The following is a 14125-nucleotide window of genomic DNA, read 5'->3' on the forward strand; positions in this document are numbered from 1 at the left end:
TCATCGAATTCAGGGGTTTAAGGCGACATGCTGTTTCGTATCTTCTTGTGCTTTTTGTTGTTTACGATGTTTAGGGCGTCATGCTGAATGACCGCGGCTGGCATAACGGAATCGCTGTGCTATAGCTTGTGCATGGTTTCAAAGTGTTCATTGTGGGCGTAAACACATCACTTTTGAAAATGGTTAGTGTTTTTTGTATTCAGGAATTGGAGAAAGAATATGGATATTCGATCAATCTCACTTATTACTGTGCTTATTTTTTATAGCGGTCAGGCAATCTCAGCTGAAAGCAGTGCGAACATTGCCTTGCTCAGTGATTACAAGTTCCGGGGGATTTCCCAAACCGATACCAGTCCGGCGATACAGGGTGGCTTTGATGTGGCATTTGACTCCGGATTCTATGTGGGTACCTGGGGTTCAAATGTGGATTTTGCCAACAGCCTGGAGTTGGACATCTATGCCGGTTTCAGTGGCCATGTATCCGAGTCTGTGAGTTTTGATGTCGGGTATCTGTACTACGACTATCCCGGTACGACCGGTAATGATGACTTCGCGGAAGTGTATGCAAGCTTTTCTATTGAGGGGTTTACTCTGGGTGGGAACTACAGTGACGATTATTACAATGAAACCGGTGAGGCGTTCTATGTCTATGGTGACTATGAGTTTGAAATCGCTGAAGGTTTTTCACTGGCATTGCATTATGGCTTTAGCGATTTTGATCGCCGCCGCTCGAACGCCAAACCGGGTGAGGCGGTCTTTCTGGGAGGCAATGCCGACTCTTATACGGATTACAATATCACGTTGAACAAGTCGTTTTCGGGAATCAATTTCAGTTTAGGTTATTACGATACCGATCTTAATCAAACTGAGTGTGGTGGAAGCGATAGCTGGTGTGACGGCTCTTTTATCCTTTCCATGGCGAAAGATCTATAGTCGCTTATCTTGAATATCTGCCTAAACGTCTATCAGGGTTCCGATTGTTTTCTTCGCAGCTGAACTCTGATCTTGATCCTTGCATTGTTCCCCTTTCCTTTGCTGCTGTTTTACATGGCTCCGTGCATTGTTGACATAAAAGTGTCATAAAACTTTCGCTGAATGAATAACTTTAGCTGTAATGCTTACAATAAAAATCAGCAATGATGTTTGCTCGGTAATATTTTCCTGGAAATATACGCTTGATCGGGCATTTAAAAATAACCAAGGCTTATAAATTGACGGCTGATATTTCTAACTAATATTTAAGATTCCTGATATAGCTTGGTAGTCTAGCTGAACGGCCTCGCAAAGGAGTGCAGGACATGGAATTTCATGCGGTATTTATGGATGTGACCACAGGTGAAGTGGTTTATGGCGTGAGAGAAGTTTCCACGGCCGACCAAGCGGAATCACACAATACTCAGCAGCGTTGTTGGTTGCTCAGCGGCGAATGCCTGAGAGGGCCAACGAGTGATGGGGTTTATCTTACCCCGAGAAGAGCCTATCAATTGCTGACAGAATCCAACGAAATGGAAGACCTCGGTGAAGGCGATCATCAGCTGAACCTTTTTTCAAATCAATAATCTATATGGGTAACTTTCATTGCCTGGCACATAGTAGTCTCAGCACAATGTTAGTTACCGCTAAAGTTTGTTGGTTTACGCACCGAACACCCTAAGACCCTTGGCCGCAATATTGCGGCCTTTTTTTGTACTTTTCTTCTCGGGAATGCCAGCCATAAGTCCACGTTATGCCGCAGCCCGCAAAGGGTTTAGCTGGTTTTTAACATAATGTTCCAGCCCACTGTGTCGCAGAGCAAAAAATGCACAAACTTTATTTGCTGGGTCTAAAGTCTTTGCAAATTTAGACGATAGTTAAGTCAATATCATTTGGCTAACAGGGTATATCGCCATGTCATGGTTTGGATCTTCAGAATTAGAAAATGAAAATAATGCGTTAAAGACGGAATTGGGTGCATGTCAGGCTATTTTGAGCGCTCTGGATCATTCAATGGCGGTTATCGAGTTTGATACCGGCGGCCATATACTAAAAGCCAATGAGAACTTTTTGTCCACGACGGGTTATTCTTTTAAAGAAATTCAGGGCAAGCATCATGAGATTTTTTGTGCCCCCGAATACGCCCGCTCAGAGGAATATAAGCAGTTTTGGAATACCTTGCGTTCCGGTCAGGTAGTTTCAGGGCAATTCGATCGAGTTAATAAAAACGGTGAGGTGATCTGGTTGGAGGCGACCTATAACCCAATTCGCGGCGCGGGAGGCCAGGTGGAAAAGGTTGTTAAGTTTGCCGCGGATATCACCAGCCGGGTTCTCGACGAGCAAAATGTTCGCGCGAAAGTTGATGCGCTCAGCCGTTCTTCGGCAATCATCGAATTTGAACCCGATGGCACCATCATTGACTGCAATAATAACTTCTTGCAAGCGGTGGGCTATAGCAAGGATCAGATTGTGGGACAGCACCACCGCATGTTCTGTGAGCCCGAACTGGCCAATAGCGAAGAGTACGTTCGTTTCTGGGAAAAATTGAACACCGGCGAGTTTGCTGCGGGACAATTTAAGCGGATTGATTCTTCCGGCCGAACACTTTGGCTGGAAGCATCCTATAACCCGGTTTACGACATGAAAGGGCGTTTATTCCGGGTGGTGAAATTTGCTTCGGATATTACTCAGCAGACCGAACAATCCCAGCGAACCGAAGAGAGCGCGGTTATCGCGCGCAAAATTTCCGGAGAAACGTATTCCATTGCACAGCAGGGTGGAGAAGTGATTGGCAACGCCGCCAAGGAAATGACCAATATCGCGGATTCGGTGAAAGAATCATCCGAACACATTGAAAGCCTGAACGCGCAGTCGACCCAGATTAACTCCATCATCAGCACGATTCAGGAAATTGCCGACCAGACTAATTTGCTGGCACTGAACGCCGCTATCGAGGCCGCCCGTGCAGGTGATCAAGGCCGTGGTTTTGCAGTGGTGGCTGATGAAGTTCGCCAGCTGGCGGCGAGAACGTCGCAATCCACATCAGAAATTTCCAGCATGATTCACTCAATTCAGGAAGATACCTCTTCTGCATCCAATAGCATGGCGACGACTCTGGAGCAGGCGATGCGTGGGGTGGAGCTTGCCAATGAAACGGGTGAGGTAATTGCAAAAATTGAATCCGCTTCCAGCGAGGTGGTGAGTGCTATTGATTCCTACTCAAAGTCGGTGGGTTAATCAGCAAAGAATCTCTTTAGGCTTGGCTTGGGCCTAAAGAGATACTGTCAAAGCAATACATTAAAAGCATTTGCTCGACAGTATTCCTCTTCAAAACGCTTCCTAGAACAATGAATGATGCTGTCCGCCGTCAATCACAATGTTTTGTCCGACGATAAAACGGGATAAAGGGCTGCACAATAATGCCGCCATGGGCGCGAGGTCATCGGCTTCGGCCAGAAAGCCTGCCGGGATTTTATTGTTTTCCAAAAAGTGTGTGAACACGACTTCTTCATTGGGTTCCAAACCGAAAGCATCGGCGTAGGGTTCCAGACTTTCACTCATCCCTTCTGTTTGAAACATGCCGGGCAGCAGATTATTGATGTTTACCCCGAAACGCGCCACTTCCCTGGAAACACTCGCCGTGTAATTAATTAAGGCGGAGCGAGCCGGGCCGGACATTAATCTCCAAATCATGGGATTCTTGGCGGAAAAGGTCGCAATGTTCACAATACGCCCCCAGCCCTTATCCTTCATGACAGGAATATAGTGACGCATGATTTCGATCGGGCCGAGCAAGGTGGTTTCAATGGAATCTCGCCACATTTCCGGTGTTACTTTCAGGAAGTCTCCATTGGGTGCCGGCGGCTTGATGGTAATGCCAAGAATATCCGGATCCGGGCAGGCTGCAAACAGGGCCTCGCGCCCGCTTTCTGTGGAAGAGTCAGCCACGATCGGTGTAACGGCAATATGGTAACGTTCAGAGATTTCCTGGGCGGCTTGTTTTAATCGCGCTTCCCGGCGAGCGCTGATATACAGTTCTACCCCGGCTTCAGCCAAGCGTTCTGCGGTTGCGCGCCCCATGCCCGCACTGCCGCCGGCCATCAGTGCTTTTTTACCTTTGATTTGAAGATCCATCGCTTGCTCCTTACGGTGCTTATTGTTTTGAGCTTTTGGTCTTGGCTGCTAATTAGGCATTAACCTTTTATGGGTTTTTATTTAAGCCATGTTGATCCAATCGCCAGCGCAAGGTGTCGATACGATCCTGGCCAAAAAACGGTTCTCCATTGAATGCCATTGTGGGTACTCCCCAGTGCCCGGATTCGTCCAGCAGGGTTTGATTGTGTTCCACTTCCTTCAGGCATTCCTCAAGGTCCAGATTTGCTTCCAGTGTGTCCAGATCGATATCGACCGACGCCAAGGCCTTTTTCATATGGTCGCCTTTATCCCAACCCTCAGTGCCACCAAAGATCAAGTGGGAAATGACATAGGCCAGATCAATACCCTTGCCGAGTCGCTCAGCGGCTACGCCTAGCGCACTCAATCGATAAATGTAGGGTTGCTCTTCGGCAACCTCGAAGGTACTGAGATCTTGTACGATGGGGTCGGGTGAGGGCCAGGTGATTTTCATGCCCAAATAGTCAGCTCGGCGAAAGGCATCGGTGAGGATGTAGCTGACCTTCTTTTGCCCCTGAGGATCGTCAAACACGGCTTCTTTGGCGCGGAGCGCGATGGGAAGTACTGGACGCAGCTTAACCTCGACATGGTAATCATCCCGGAGCTTCAGTAGATCAGGTGTGACCAGATAAGAATAGGGACTGCGAAAGGAAAAAAAGACATCGACAACGGCAGACACGATAGATCTCCTTATTATTGATTGTGATCAGGAGACAATCTTAACGCAGTTAACGGTGTTTGGCCGATCATTGGCGGCCATTTACAGGTCAGTTTTGGCGATTGCCCGCAAGCTGCTCGCGGTATTCCAGTGGTGACATGCCGGCCCAGCGTTTAAACGTGCGAGCAAAGTTGGATGGGTCGCTAAAACCCAGGTCGTAGGCAATTGTACTCACCGGCAACCCTGAGACCGCAAGCAGTTCTCGAGCTCGGGATTGGCGCAATTCATCGACAATCTTCTTGTAGCTGCTGTCAGCTTGACTGAGTTGTCGACGCAGGCTGCGTTCAGACAAGCCCAAGGCTTCGGCGGCTTGCTCAATCGGAAGGTTTTGATAGCGGTGTTTTACGATTAAATTGCGTAGCCGGGCATCCAGCCCTTCCTCAAAAAACCTTTCAGCGCGCTGCTTTTCACACAGACGAAGCATATTTTGATGCAATACCGGATCGGTTCCGCTCAGAGGCCTTTGAAGATAATGAGCTGGCATGACGACCCGACTGAAAGGCGCATCGAAACGTATCGGGAAATTCAGTGAGGGTGCAAACTCCGCCCAGCCTTCCGGTTCAGGCAGGGCCAGTTCCGCAAAAAGTGTTATCTGTTCTTCACCGAGCAGCAATTTCCAGAAGTTTTCTGTCACAACGATGCTGCTGCCCACCACAAAATATTCGATATCACTAACATCTACCGCAGGTTGCCAGCGAATCACGAGCTCTTCGCCTTCCTGCTCATAATCAAAGGACAAGATGGAAAAGTTCAGGGAAACAAACTGTCGAAGCACATCGAGTGCCGTTGAAAAAACATCGCTGCTCAGGGCCGCAGACGCGGGCAGGCCGATGTTCAAAGGGTTAAAGCGCGCCGCCATGCGTGGGCCGAGGTGTGGATCGCCCGTTAGATTAATGGCGTTCAGTACAAAGGTTTTATGTTGCTCGAAAGTGCAGCGAAAGTCCGGGTTTAATAAGTCGTCTTCACTCAGTGCTGTATTTTTTAAAAGCGCTTCTGCCGCGTAACCTTCGGCCACCAGAGTGCGGAAGACAAAGCCGATATAATTAATCGTCAAGGCGGCGTCTTTGGATGTAAAGCTGCGCTGGCTCACAAGTTTATTCCGCGTTTTAAGTATTCGTGCTCTGGTTCCAACGCTGTGCCTGATGGATGGCGGCGTTGAGCAAATCCCAGTTCAAAAGGTTCTGTTGGTATTCTCCCGCCTTGCCATCGAGTTTGATGCCATAGCTTTGCAACCTGAAAGCGAGAATGGAATAAAATGCATCCACTGCGCTGGCTCTGGAAAACATAAACGGCCCATTTGCTGATTCAAATATCGACGCAAGCCGATCGATCTCTGTTTGAATACCGTTGTCGAATTGTTGCAAGGGCTCTGTCGCTTTCAGTGTAAATGGGCAGCGCGAACGAAGTTGCATAAATCCGGAGTGGAGTTCGGCACACAAGCTTCGAGCCAGGGCGCGTTCAGAGCTTGATACGGGAAACACGGCACCGTCGGAAATCTCATTGAAATACTCAGCGATTGCCAGTGAATCATGGATGACGATATCTTCATCCAGCAAAAAAGGAACCTGACCCGCTTTTGAACGTTTACAGATTTCCGCTTTGTAATTATCCCGAGTCAAATCGATCACGGTGAGATCAATATCAAGGTTTGCAATCTGGCTGCATATCCAGGCTCTGAGCGACCAGGTGGAATCCGTACCGACGACTAACTGCATTCAAACTTCTCCGGTTAAGGCTTTGGGATATGTTCTTCAGGCCTGAGAGTTAATACCTCAAACCCGGTTGAGCTGACCAGAATGGTGTGCTCCCATTGGGCCGATAACTTTTTATCTTTAGTGACGACGGTCCAGCCGTCCCGTTTTTCCTTGGTGCGATGCGTACCCTGATTGATCATCGGCTCGATAGTAAAGGTCATGCCCTCTTGCAGCGTAATGCCAGTGCCCGGTATACCATAATGCAGAATTTGTGGCTCTTCATGCATTTCGCGGCCAATGCCATGGCCGCAGTATTCGCGCACGACACTATAACCATGCTTTTCGGCATGTGTCTGAATGGCATGGCCAATATCACCGGTCGTGGCATTGGGTTTTACCGCGAGAATACCTTTCCACATCGATTCGTAAGTCACATCAACCAGCTGTCTGGCAGCCGGGAATACTTGGCCAATACAGTACATTTTGCTGCTGTCAGAGACAAAGCCGTTTTTCTCCAGGGTGATATCAATGTTCACGATATCACCTTCCCGAAGCTTTTTAGCCGGAGAGGGGACACCGTGGCAAACCACTTCATTGACTGAGGAATTGAGTACATATTGATAACCGTATTGGCCTTTGCTGGCCGGGCGGGCATGAAGCGTATGAACAATGTAGCGCTCTACAAAATCGTTAATCTCCATTGTCGACAAACCACGGTGTATATAGGCATCCAGTGCGGAGAAAACCTGAGCCAGCAAGCGCCCGGATTCCCGCATCAATTCGATGTCTTCGGTGGATTTGATCTGGATATTATTCATTGGCCAGCCTGATGGTCGTGACGTTTTGCAGCTGCTTCTCGCGTTCAATAATTTGCTCAAAGGTCAGCGTGGGGTTCTGTTCGGCTAAGCGCCCGATTTTGATCCAGAATTCAGCCTGTGAATTAATGGAGCGTTCCATGACTGCGCTGTTCTTTCGAACTTCTTCGTGCAGCTCGTCTGAAATTTTGACAATGCCCATAGAATAGCCTTGAGTATGATTTATAGCAATGTGCTACATATCATATACCTTGAATGCTTCAAAGAAAAGTCATCAGTCAGCAATACCGCCTTGTTTGCGGGTGTGACCTGCAAATCCAATGGCTAGCTCGAAGGCTTGGTTAACTTTGAGCAGGAGCCTGCTGGTATATATTTCTTTAGTGCTCGACCCGCAATGCCACGTATCTTCCAGAATTTATCAGGAACATAATTGCTCGCAAAAGCAATGGATGCCTGGCATTCCGGAATCACCAACAGGTAGGCCGTTGAAGCCTTATCGGTAACACCGCCATGATGAAGGGCTGTCCAGCTGCCTTTATTGGCCTCGTCCAGTTTTATCTTGCCTACTCTCCAGCCCAGAGAATATTTTCCGGGGTTTGCCTCTCCGCTTCTCAGTTTGGCTGGTTCAAAGAGTGCTTTTCGGCTTGTGTTGGCGAGGTAATTGTTGTCGTAACTGGCCTGTGCCATCTTAACCAGATCAGACGGCGTGGAGAGAAAGCCGCCTCCGCCGAATAGAAAGCTTCGATCCCTCTGAGCTGTTGCGCGGGTGTATGTTCCATCGTTTCGCCGTTCAGCGTAGTAGCTGGCTTCATGTTCTTTTCCCGCTAAAGACGTATCGTGTTCTGTATGACTCATGTTAAAGGGAGACCACAGCGATTCCTTTAGGTATTCGACGTAGCTCATACCGGCTGATTGTTGGATGACGGCTGACAGAAGAATGTAGCCATTGGAGGAATACTTATAATCTGTGCCCGGTGCAAACAGAAGTGGATGCGACTCAAAAACATGGAAAGCATCGAAAGGACTTTCGTGATTCCGAGGCGCATCAAATTCAGCAACGTCTCTTTCCTTCGTATCATGTGGAACGCCGGCAATATGACTTGCCAGCTCCTTTACCGTAAACAAATTTGTGTAAGCTGGATTGCTGAGGTATTTGCTCACTTTGTCATCTAGGTGGACTTTGCCACTGTCGACAAGTTTGGCGAGTGCCAGGCCCGTCATCGGCTTTGCCAAGCTGCCTACTGAGTATTGCGTTTCGATGTTTGCAAACCGATTGTTCTCAATGTCTGCATACCCAACTGCCTCCGCAAAAACGACGTTATCCCCAATGCCAATCGCCACGGAGAATGATGGCAAGTGATAATCCTTCACAACCTGCGTCATCATATTCATTGTGTGTTCTTCATTTGTATTCTTGGTGTGAATGTCTGCTTTTGCTGAATTCCATGAAGCGCTAAGTGCGAGCAGGATCGCTGTATGTATTTTCATTGTGCTTACCTTGAACTTATATTGGTTGATAGGTTTCAGCGGCTGTGTTCCCAGTACTGCCTGTCGTTGGAGCAAGACTTTCCTTAGACGAATATGGTTTCTCAATTGTTACAGACTGGTTGATGAGCCCGCTGCCCTGACGGTTTTTGTCCACTGTAAAGCTACCTTCTTCAAGGTAAAGTAATTATTCGATGTTTTTTAGTCACACTATAGTTTGTTCTTGAAGAGAAATATTTCAGCGTCTTATTGTTAACTCATATCTTCGTATGTTTTTTCAATGTTGTTTCGGTTTTTACCTTGAGAACGATAGCCTCCCTTGCTTAACCTATTTGTAAATTCCATTTATGGATGCAGTGTTTAAAGCGGGTTTTTCCTGAGTCGTCAGAGGAATATGGTATGTTGAGTTCTGGGTTTCAAATTTCAAAATGTGGGTGTTTCTTTCGGCTTCCAGTTCGTCGCCAGTCCGTCTTCGACTTTGTGAAATCCAACTGGACGTAGATCATCATGGAACGTGATCAGTTATCCACCAAGATTTACCTTCAGGTTGTAACCGTTTCGTTTTCTGCACTTTTCAGCTCGCTTAGTGCGATGTCGGCCCCCGGCCAGATAGCGAATCAGCCATTGTTTGTTGGCAAGACACCTCAGTCGAACATTATGTTTCTGGTGGACGATTCAGGAAGTATGGGCTGGGACTTTCTAATCACCAACTCAGAGGTTTACAACACCAATACTCAGGCTTTTTTCCGCTGCGCAGCTACAAACGCAATGTGGTACAACGCCAATCTTTATCGTAAAAAGCTGGCGGACCCGGCAAACGATACCCTTGAAAAGCGTTTGGCTTATACTCCCTGGCGTGGTGTTGATTCGCGGGGGAATGAGTTTGCTAATCGCACGTTGACGACAGCACTGGACAACCCATATGGCAGCCCGGACAACCAAGTTGACATCAGCGAAATGTACTTCCATGAGTGGGTAGATGCCCCCGAAGCCGATGGCAAGGGAAACGGCCGCTATGATCCAGGTGAATGCAAAACCGGCAGGCAGATTCGGGCCAGAAGCCTTTCGCCTGAGCAGCAGATCGATTTCGCAAACTGGTATACCTATTACCGAACACGGGACTATGTCGCCAAGCGTGCATTGTCTCAGATTATTATTGAGGGCGATGCCCGTATGGGATTGGCAACTTTGCACAACAACAGGTCGGTCGGAATCCCGGTGAGAAATATTGATGACCTGAGCACGCCAATCAATGATGAAAATCGCAACAATAAAAATGCTTTGATGCAAAGCCTGTTTGAAATTAATCCCGGAGGTGGCACTCCACTTCGTCGAAGTCTGGAGCGTGTTGGCCGATACTTTCACCAAAACCAATCTACGCCTAACCGCTTGTTTGGAAATACCTCTGAACCATCTCCCATTTTATCGTCGGCTGAAAACGGCGCCTGCCAACAAAACTTTTCTGTTGTCATGAGTGATGGCTTCTGGAATGGCCGAGACCCAAACGTGGGGAATGCGGACGGTGACAATAACACACACTTTGATGGTGGGCGTTACGGCGATCATCATTCCAATACGTTGGCCGATGTGGCTATGCATTATTACGAAGAAGATTTGGCACCGAGCTTGCCCGATTTGGTCGGTACCGAACCGGATCCCGGTCTTACACCTGATCCCAGATTGAACAGGGCTCAGCACTTGGTCAGCTATACCGTCGCATTTGGGGTTAATGGCACTCTGGAAGAACCCCCGCTTGATGGTGCCTGGCCGTTACCAGTGAGAGACCAATCGACGACCATCGATGATATGTTGCATGCTGCCTATAATTCGCGGGGTGAGTTTTTAAGCGCAAAAAACCCTCAGGAACTGATCGAGCGTCTTTCCGATGCCATCAATTCCATCAAAACAAAGGTGGGCTCGTCTTCAGGCATTGCTTTGAATCGTTCTTCTATCAGCGCTGATTCTGCAGTGTTTAAAGCGGTTTTCTCCCCTGAAAAAGCCTGGGCAGGTGATTTAATCCGACAGAAGCTCGAGCGGGACCATGACGGCGGCTTTAAGCTGACGGATGAATGGTCTGCGGCTGAAAAACTTAAATCGGTATCCCCGAATGATCGTCAGATCCTGACTTTCAACGGAACCAGAGGGGTACCATTCCGTTTCCCAAACGACTATGTATCACCGAGCGCAAACAATGAATTATCGGCTGCTCAGATTGAAGACTTGCTCTTTGATGCCCCTCATGCCTCGGCTGTAGATTCAGGCCAGATTCGGGATAACAGCACATATGGCAAGCGGCTGGTGGACTTTCTTAGGGGCGATCACAGTTATGAATCTGGAGAAGCGGACAGCTCGGCTATTGCCAGAAATTTTAACAAAGAGTTTCGCAATCGTGTGGGGGAGCGTTTGGGGGATATTGCACATTCCTCACCCGTGTTTGTCGCTGGCCCGAATTCCAATTATCCCGATAAGATAGAGGGTAACGACAGTGCTCGTTCTTACATTACCTTTGCAAAATCCTGGCAGGATCGGCGCAAGATGGTTTACGTTGGCGCGAATGATGGAATGTTGCATGGTTTTGATGCTGAAACCGGCGAAGAGCGTTTTGCCTATGTGCCCGCCCTACTGTTCAATGAGAGCGCAGCTTTTGGTTTGCACTATCTCTCTTCAGAAAATTATTCCCACATTCCCTATGTAGATGGCCCAGTTGCCGTTCGTGATGTATATGTCAATGGTGCCTGGAGGTCGTATCTGGTCGGGGCGTTGCGAGGTGGTGGTCGGGGGATTTATGTGTTGGATGTCAGTAATCCCGATACGGTCAATGAAGGCAATGCCGCCAACAGCGTTGTTAAGGAATTCACCCACAAAGACCTGGGCTTCACGTTCAGCGAGCCTGTGGTGGTGCGATTGAACGATGGACGCTGGGCTGTGGTTATGGGGAACGGTTACAACGGCGGTTCAAACAGTGATGGACATGCAAAATTGTTTATTGTGTACCTTGATAATCAGAGCCCTTCATACCGTATTTTGGAAACCAAAAACAATGGCGATGCTGATCTTATCGCCATGAGAAACTGTCAGGATATAGACAGTGACTGTAATGGCTTATCGACACCGTTGGTGTTGGACATGGACAATGATTATATTGCCGATCGGGTTTATGCTGGAGACCTCCACGGTAATATGTGGTCATTCGACCTTAGCGACAATAACCCCAGAGAGTGGCGAGTTGCGCATCAAGATGGTGGACGGAATCAACCCTTGTTCACCGCATGCTACCAGTCTCCCTGTGAATCGAACGGAAAGGTAGCGAATCGTCAGCCCATTACCAGTATGCCGGTTGTGAAGTCGCATCGCTTTAGATTGTCCAGGAGGTATGTGCCGAGTCTGCTGGTGTATTTTGGCACCGGACAATTTATTGCCAATGGCGATCAAGGAATTGATGCTCCGCAATCTGCATATGGAATCTGGGATTCGGGCAGCGGCGGCCTGACGCGCGGAAACCTGCAGACCCAAATTATTAGTGAGGTGGCGGATACGCGGATCATCAGTAACAACGCTGTAGACTACGATGACGTCTTATCAGAGGCAGGTTGGTACATTGATTTGCCAGCGGACCGGGAGCGTATTATTAATTCGTTCGTGGTTGGCAGTTCTGTGGCGGTTTTCGGCAGCATCATTCCCGATGCGGCAAGCTGTGAAGGGAACCCGGGTGGATTCCTGATGGCGGTTGATTTGTTTACCGGAGGTGAGCCACCGTTCGAAATCTTCACCAAAGCTCATATCGGATCTGAACATCTTGCGGGCATTAAACTCAGTAATATGCCGGGCGCCTTATCCCTTATTAGTGATGTTAATGGTGGCAGCAAGGTGGCCTATGCGGATCAGGAAGGTAATGTTCAATTCATTACTTTGAAAGGTTCCGGCAGTCCTTCCCGAGTGACTTCATGGATTAAATCAAAGTAAAGGAGTATGCAATGCGAATATTAACACTCTTCTGCTCGCTGATGTTGATAGTTTCAATGGTTTCCGTATTGGCGCAAAGCTACGATGAACATGGCTCCGTTCAGCTTGTAGGTGTATTACGTGGAACCATTGATTATGTACACCACGATAAAAAACAGCTGGTTATCGATGATCGCCGCCTTACCATGCCATTAAACTTCAAGGTATCGGATGTACGGGGGAAAAGTTCAAATCGTTTTGCATTGAAGACAGGGCAAAACGTAGAGTTTTTTGCGCGCTATGAGAAAAGTTCGAATACGTTTTATGTTGATTGGTTAAAGCTGCTCGACTGAGCGGCGGCGAGTATCACTTGTCTGAATGATACTCGATGCCTGCTTTTCGCTTGAGCGCCTTTAAACAATCATGCCCTGGCTTTCCAGCTTGGCCTTGATCTCGGCGTAATCCTCTTCGTATTCCCAATAAATGATGCGACCGTGCGAGGATGACACCAGTAGATACTGATTGCTGATCGACTGGATGCGCTCAATCGATACCAGCTTTTTCATGTAATTCTCGTCGTTGACTTTTTCGATGATCTCTTGATTGTCCTCGTCAAAACCGTGAACAATCAGGGCCGTTTTCACATTGACCTCGATATATTTCATGCAGGATTCCTTAAAACCGGATTCTTTAAAAGCGCTCGTTAAGGCAATGGGCGTTCCTCCACGCTGAGTGAAAGAAGGCCAGTGCCGTTTTGCCCGGGTGATTATACACGGCCAATGCTTCACCTGGTCGGTAAAAAGCAACCGTTTGAGTTGAAGGGCAGGCATCCTGTTTGACAAGAATTAATATTCACATATACTTCACTAATCAAGTAAATGGACGGTACTTATCAATGAGTGAGGAATCTAAATACGGGGCCATCGCTAAAAGCCTTTGGTTGAATACGGCCATAATCTCCAAGCACTTGGACAGTAGTCTGGGGGCGGTGCATGGTATTGGTCTGAGTGAATACATGGTGTTGCTTAATCTTGCAGAGGCGCCCAATCAGTCTCTCAGGCGAGTGGATATTGCAGAAGCCTTGGCCAGAACCGCGTCGGGTATTACCCGAATGTTGATGCCCATGGAGAAAATAGGCCTGGTTAAAAAAGAGCTGAATAAGCGAGATGCGCGAGTCAGTCTGGTCAAGATTACGCCGGCTGGCGAAGAGCTGCTGAAAAACGCCAGTGTCACACTGGACGCCAAAGCAGAAACGCTTCTCAGAAATCTGGATGCTAAAAAAGCGGATCGATTTTTGGATCTATTGGGCGCTATCTAGGTCTTAG

At 48.1% G+C, this 14125-nt stretch carries 14 protein-coding genes; 6 read left to right on the plus strand and 8 right to left on the minus strand.

The features are described from left to right. The first annotated feature begins 219 nt into the window (after positions 1–219). From G8768_RS20450 to G8768_RS20460, 3 genes are all read left to right on the plus strand, one after another. Entirely contained in the window at positions 220–933 is a 714-nt protein-coding gene (locus G8768_RS20450) for a TorF family putative porin (protein ID WP_166843553.1), read from the plus strand. 365 nt (positions 934–1298) lie between these two features. After that, a complete protein-coding gene (locus tag G8768_RS20455; protein ID WP_166843554.1) occupies positions 1299–1559 on the plus strand; it encodes a hypothetical protein in 261 nt (86 codons plus the stop codon). A gap of 328 nt (positions 1560–1887) precedes the next feature. Beyond that, positions 1888–3210: a methyl-accepting chemotaxis protein gene (locus G8768_RS20460; protein WP_166843555.1), complete on the plus strand. Its 1323-nt coding sequence runs from the start codon at positions 1888–1890 to the stop codon at positions 3208–3210. A gap of 102 nt (positions 3211–3312) precedes the next feature. Here the strand turns inward: G8768_RS20460 and G8768_RS20465 are convergent, their stop codons facing one another. The 7 genes from G8768_RS20465 to G8768_RS20495 all read right to left on the minus strand — a co-directional run bounded on the left by G8768_RS20465 (position 3313) and on the right by G8768_RS20495 (position 8861). After that, positions 3313–4107, minus strand: coding sequence for an SDR family oxidoreductase (locus G8768_RS20465; protein ID WP_166843556.1), 795 nt, complete (start codon positions 4105–4107; stop codon positions 3313–3315). A 67-nt stretch (positions 4108–4174) separates the two neighbouring features. Beyond that, the gene (locus tag G8768_RS20470; protein WP_166843557.1) at positions 4175–4825 is read right to left on the minus strand and encodes a DsbA family protein; all 651 of its coding nucleotides are present in this window, start codon (positions 4823–4825) and stop codon (positions 4175–4177) included. An 88-nt stretch (positions 4826–4913) separates the two neighbouring features. Next, a complete protein-coding gene (locus G8768_RS20475; RefSeq protein WP_166843558.1) occupies positions 4914–5954 on the minus strand; it encodes an AraC family transcriptional regulator ligand-binding domain-containing protein in 1041 nt (346 codons plus the stop codon). Positions 5955–5970: 16 nt separating this feature from the next. After that, a complete protein-coding gene (locus G8768_RS20480; protein ID WP_166843559.1) occupies positions 5971–6579 on the minus strand; it encodes a glutathione S-transferase family protein in 609 nt (202 codons plus the stop codon). 14 nt (positions 6580–6593) lie between these two features. After that, positions 6594–7376, minus strand: a complete 783-nt coding sequence (gene map, locus G8768_RS20485) for a type I methionyl aminopeptidase (protein ID WP_166843560.1) — start codon at positions 7374–7376, stop codon at positions 6594–6596. Beyond that, a complete protein-coding gene (locus tag G8768_RS20490; protein ID WP_166843561.1) occupies positions 7369–7575 on the minus strand; it encodes a ParD-like family protein in 207 nt (68 codons plus the stop codon). The genes map and G8768_RS20490 overlap by 8 nt, the downstream gene beginning before the upstream one ends. A gap of 122 nt (positions 7576–7697) precedes the next feature. Continuing rightward, on the minus strand, positions 7698–8861 hold the full coding sequence (locus tag G8768_RS20495) for a serine hydrolase domain-containing protein (RefSeq protein ID WP_166843562.1): 1164 nt from the start codon (positions 8859–8861) through the stop codon (positions 7698–7700). 504 nt (positions 8862–9365) lie between these two features. Here G8768_RS20495 and G8768_RS20500 point away from each other — a divergent pair. Both G8768_RS20500 and G8768_RS20505 read left to right on the plus strand, forming a co-directional pair. Then, entirely contained in the window at positions 9366–12821 is a 3456-nt protein-coding gene (locus G8768_RS20500; RefSeq protein ID WP_166843563.1) for a pilus assembly protein, read from the plus strand. Between the two features lie 11 nt (positions 12822–12832). Beyond that, positions 12833–13153 (plus strand): hypothetical protein, encoded by a 321-nt coding sequence (locus G8768_RS20505; protein ID WP_166843564.1) that lies wholly within the window; start codon positions 12833–12835, stop codon positions 13151–13153. 60 nt (positions 13154–13213) lie between these two features. On the opposite strand, the gene G8768_RS20510 is transcribed toward G8768_RS20505, so the two are convergent. Then, on the minus strand, positions 13214–13465 hold the full coding sequence (locus tag G8768_RS20510; protein ID WP_166843565.1) for a hypothetical protein: 252 nt from the start codon (positions 13463–13465) through the stop codon (positions 13214–13216). A gap of 230 nt (positions 13466–13695) precedes the next feature. Between G8768_RS20510 and G8768_RS20515 the strand changes: the two genes are divergently transcribed. Beyond that, positions 13696–14118 carry a MarR family winged helix-turn-helix transcriptional regulator gene (locus G8768_RS20515; RefSeq protein ID WP_166843566.1) on the plus strand — a complete coding sequence of 141 codons (423 nt, stop codon included), beginning with the start codon at positions 13696–13698 and terminating at the stop codon, positions 14116–14118. Positions 14119–14125 lie beyond the last annotated feature (7 nt).

The organism is Pseudoteredinibacter isoporae, assembly GCF_011602085.1.
GTDB classification, from domain to species: Bacteria; Pseudomonadota; Gammaproteobacteria; order Pseudomonadales; family Cellvibrionaceae; genus Pseudoteredinibacter; species Pseudoteredinibacter isoporae.

Coding starts and splice junctions, on each gene's coding strand:
- G8768_RS20510 (WP_166843565.1), bottom strand. CDS start 13,465: ATGAAATATATCGAGGTCAATGTGAAAACGGCCCTGATTGTTCACGGT.
- G8768_RS20500 (WP_166843563.1), top strand. CDS start 9,366: ATGGAACGTGATCAGTTATCCACCAAGATTTACCTTCAGGTTGTAACC.
- G8768_RS20505 (WP_166843564.1), top strand. CDS start 12,833: ATGCGAATATTAACACTCTTCTGCTCGCTGATGTTGATAGTTTCAATG.
- G8768_RS20495 (WP_166843562.1), bottom strand. CDS start 8,861: ATGAAAATACATACAGCGATCCTGCTCGCACTTAGCGCTTCATGGAAT.
- G8768_RS20455 (WP_166843554.1), top strand. CDS start 1,299: ATGGAATTTCATGCGGTATTTATGGATGTGACCACAGGTGAAGTGGTT.
- G8768_RS20515 (WP_166843566.1), top strand. CDS start 13,696: ATGAGTGAGGAATCTAAATACGGGGCCATCGCTAAAAGCCTTTGGTTG.
- G8768_RS20480 (WP_166843559.1), bottom strand. CDS start 6,579: ATGCAGTTAGTCGTCGGTACGGATTCCACCTGGTCGCTCAGAGCCTGG.
- G8768_RS20450 (WP_166843553.1), top strand. CDS start 220: ATGGATATTCGATCAATCTCACTTATTACTGTGCTTATTTTTTATAGC.
- G8768_RS20490 (WP_166843561.1), bottom strand. CDS start 7,575: ATGGGCATTGTCAAAATTTCAGACGAGCTGCACGAAGAAGTTCGAAAG.
- G8768_RS20460 (WP_166843555.1), top strand. CDS start 1,888: ATGTCATGGTTTGGATCTTCAGAATTAGAAAATGAAAATAATGCGTTA.
- G8768_RS20465 (WP_166843556.1), bottom strand. CDS start 4,107: ATGGATCTTCAAATCAAAGGTAAAAAAGCACTGATGGCCGGCGGCAGT.
- map (WP_166843560.1), bottom strand. CDS start 7,376: ATGAATAATATCCAGATCAAATCCACCGAAGACATCGAATTGATGCGG.